Origin of the sequence: Burkholderia sp. Ax-1720 (genome assembly GCF_011753035.1) — a bacterium.
Classification (GTDB): Bacteria; Pseudomonadota; Gammaproteobacteria; order Burkholderiales; family Burkholderiaceae; genus Burkholderia; species Burkholderia gladioli.
The window spans coordinates 1-3,646 of record NZ_VWWK01000325.1 but is presented as its reverse complement, the minus strand read 5'-3'; the positions used below and the strand labels follow the sequence as shown (position 1 = coordinate 3,646).

3 protein-coding genes are annotated in these 3,646 nt (G+C 71.9%); all 3 read right to left on the bottom strand.

Annotation, left to right across the window (positions count from 1 at the left end):
• Positions 1-1,139 (bottom strand): xylulokinase (xylB, locus tag F3J18_RS36115; RefSeq protein ID WP_166916937.1); only part of this gene is annotated, 1,139 nt, incomplete at its 3' end.
• 13 nt (positions 1,140-1,152) lie between these two features.
• A complete protein-coding gene (locus F3J18_RS36110; RefSeq protein WP_166916935.1) occupies positions 1,153-2,616 on the bottom strand; it encodes an aldehyde dehydrogenase family protein in 1,464 nt (487 codons plus the stop codon).
• Between the two features lie 49 nt (positions 2,617-2,665).
• Positions 2,666-3,646, bottom strand: a 981-nt coding sequence (locus tag F3J18_RS36105) for an ABC transporter permease (RefSeq protein ID WP_166916933.1), incomplete at its 5' end; no start/stop codon positions are given.

Genomic DNA, 3,646 nt, shown 5'->3' with positions numbered 1-3,646 from the left:
ACGCCCTCCATCACGCTGCGCACCAGGTGGCGCGCGTCGTGGCGCGGCGTCAGGCCGATCCAGGCGGCCCGGCCGTCGGCGGCCACGTGCGGGCAGCGCTCGCCGAGCAGGTAAGGCAGGAACAGCAGGCCTTCCGCGCCGGGCGGCGCCGCCTTGGCGAGCGCGATCATGCGCGCGAAGTCCAGCTCGGGTTCGAGCGCGGCCAGCGCGCCGCGCAGCCATTCGAAGGCGCCGCCGGCGGACAGCGTCACGCCCATCACGTGCCAGCGCCCCGGCGCGTTGCCGCAGGAGATCTGCAACTGGCCGGTGGGCGCCGGGCAGGCGCGCATCGCGCCGGCCACGATGCCGGCGGTGCCGATCGTCATGCCGAGCGGGCCGCTGTCGATCACCCCCATCGAGGTGGTCTGGATCACCGAATCGCCGCCCCCGCCATACACCGGCGTGCCGGCCGGCAGGCCCCAGGCCTCGGCCAGCTCGGCGCGCAGCGTGCCGGCGCGCGCGGTGGATTCGAGCGCCTCGGGCACCAGATCGCCGGGCAGCTCGAGCAGGCCCAGCATCTCGCGCGACCAGGTTCGGGCGCGCACGTCGAACAGGCCGGTGCCCGAGGCATCCGAGACATCGGTCAGGTGTTCGCCGGTGAGCCGCAGGCGCAGGTAGTCCTTGGGATTGAGCATGCGCCGCATGCGCGCGTACAGCTCGGGCTCGTGCTCGCGCATCCATAGCAGCTTGCCGGCCGTGAAGCCCGGCAACATGCGGTTCTGCACCTTGGCCAGCAGGCCGTCGAGGCCGCCGGCCAGCGCGGTGATGGTCTCGCATTGCGGCGCGGCGCGCTGGTCGCACCAGAGCAGCGCGGGACGCAGCACGCGGTCCTGCGCATCGAGCGCGGTCAGCCCGTGCATCTGGCCCGACAGGCCGATGCCGCTGACCGCGCGCCGCTCCGGCAGGGCCGCCAGCACCTCGGCCAGCGCCCGCTGCGCGCCCTGCCACCACTGCTCGGGCTCCTGCTCGGCCCAGCCGGCGCGCAGCGAGATCACCGGGTAGGCGGCCAGCGCCTTCGCGGCGACGCGCCCCGCTTCGTCGACGGCGATCGCCTTGCAGGCCGAGGTGCCGATGTCGAGTCCCAGAAGATAGCGTTCCATGGCCGCTCCCCGTTCAGGCGCCGTGCCTGAGCCGCACGTGCTTCAGGTGCAGGTAGCCTTCCATGCCCTCGCGGCCGTGCTCGTAGCCGCTGCCGCTCTGCTTGCGGCCGCCGTAGGCGGCGTTCATGATGCCGGCGTCGACGTTGTTGATCGCGACATTGCCGAAATCGAGCTCGCGTGCGAGCCGGAAGGTTTCGTGGACGTGCTCGGTGTAGGCATAGGCCGCCAGCCCCGCCGGCGTGCCGTTGGCCGCCTCGATCGCCTGGTCGAGCGAGTCGTAGGCGCTCACGCCGATCACCGGGCCGAAGGTCTCCTCGTGCATCACCAGCATCTCGGGCCGGCAGTCGACCAGCACGGTGGGCGAGTAGAACAGCCCCGCCGCCCCGGCCTCGGGCGCCGCGGCCGCATCCGGCCGAGCGCCGCCGCACATCAGCCGCGCGCCGCGCTCGCGCGCGTCGTCGACGTGCCGCCGTACCTTGTCGAGCCCGGCGCGCGTGGCCATCGGGCCGACATCGGCGCGCGGGTTGGCGAGGCCGTCGGCCACCACCAGCCGGCGCGCGCCCTCGGCCAGCTTCTCGACGAAGCGATCGTGGACACTGGCCTCCACGTAGGCGCGGTTGATCGAGATGCAGATCTGCCCGGCATTGCGGAAGGCGCGGCGCAGGGTGCCGGCCACCGCGCGCTCCAGGTCGGCGTGGGCGGTCACGATCAGCGGGCAACTGCCGCCGAGTTCGAGCGACAGGCCCGTGATGCCGCGCACCGTGCGATAGATGTCCTCGCCGGCCGGCCCCGAGCCCGTGAAGGCGACCTTGTCGATCGCCGGATGGCCGACCAGCCGCCGCCCCGCCTCGCGCGCGCCCATCACCAGGTTGGCGACGCCCGCCGGCAGGCCGGCGCGATCGACGCAGCGGAACACCGCCTCGGCGCTCGACGGCGTGTATTCGGAAGGCTTGACCACGATGGTGCAGCCGGCGGCCAGCGCGGCGGCCAGCTTCCAGCCGATCAGCTCGACCGGGTAGTTCCACGGCGCGATCGCGGCCACCACGCCCACCGGCTCCTTCTCGACGAAGCTGGTGTAGCCGTCCTCCTCGTTGGGCACGGTCTCGCCGAAGATCCGCACCGCCTCCTCGGCGTAGTAGTGGAAGGCCTTGGCGAGCTTGCGCGCCTCGCCCTGCGCCTCGGCCAGCGGCTTGCCCATCTCGGTGGTGATCGCCAGCGCGATGGCCTGCTCGCCGCGGGCCAGTTCCTCGCCGATGGCATGCAGCAGGCGCGAACGCTCGAACGGATTGCTGCGGCGCCAGCCGCGCAAGGCGCGCGAGGCCGCGTCCACCGCCGCGTCGATCAGGTCCTGGCCGGCGTCGGGCGCCTGCGCCACCACCTCGCCGTTGGCGGGATTGCGCACCTCGATCCAGTTCGCGACGCCCGCCTGCGTGAAGCGGCCGTCGATATACAGTGCGCAGCGTGTCGATTGGTTCATCGGGTTACGGGTTCCGGAAGTCGGGAATGGGCTCGGGCGGCGGCAGCCGTCATTGCGAGACGAAGTTCACGCGGATCGCGTCGACCGCCACGGCGATGAAGATCAGGATGCCGCCGATCATCTGCACGTAGAACGAGGGCACCTCGGTGATCGCCAGTCCGACGTGGATCACCGTCAGCAGCAGCACGCCGCCGAGGATGCCGAGCGCGCCGCCGCGTCCGCCGAACACGCTCACCCCGCCGATGATCGGCGCGGCGATTGCGTAGAGCAGGAAGCCCTCGCCCTGGTCCGAGGTGATCGCCATCTGCCAGGCCGCGAGCAGGTAGCCGGCCACGCCCGAGAGCAGCCCCGAGAGCGTGAAGGCGACGATCTTGATGCGGTTCACGCGGATCCCGGCCGCATTGGCCGCCAGCACGTTGCCGCCGGTGGCGTAGAGGCAGCGGCCGAGCACGGTGCGGCGCAGCAGGAAGCCCATGCCGAGCAGCGCGACCAGGAACACCAGCGGCATCACCGGCCAGTTGCCGAGCGTGAACTGGCCGATCCAGATATAGGCATTGGGCATGTCCGAGATGGTGTTGCCCTGCGTGACGGCAAGCAGCGAGCCCTGCAGCACGATCATCACCGCCAGCGTCTGGATCAGCGAGACCATCTTGAGCCGCGTCACGCACAGCCCGTTGAAGAAGCCGATCGCGGTGGCCGCCGCGATGCCGGCCGGCACGCCGATGGCCGGCGACAGCCCCAGGCGCGTCGACAGGATCGCGCCGATCGCCGCCGAGAACCCCATGTTGCTGGCGATCGACAGGTCGATCTCGGCCACCATCAGCGGCAGCGACACGGCCAGCGCGAGCAGGCCCAGCACGGTGGCCTGCACCAGCACGTTCTGCAGGTTCGACAAGGTGAAGAAGAACGGGTTGAGCACGCCGAACACCAGCACCAGCGCCGCCAGCCACAGCCAGACCACGTTCTGGAACACCCACTGCAGGCCGCTGCGCGAAGGGCGCGCGGCCGATGCGCCCGCGGCGCCGCCCTG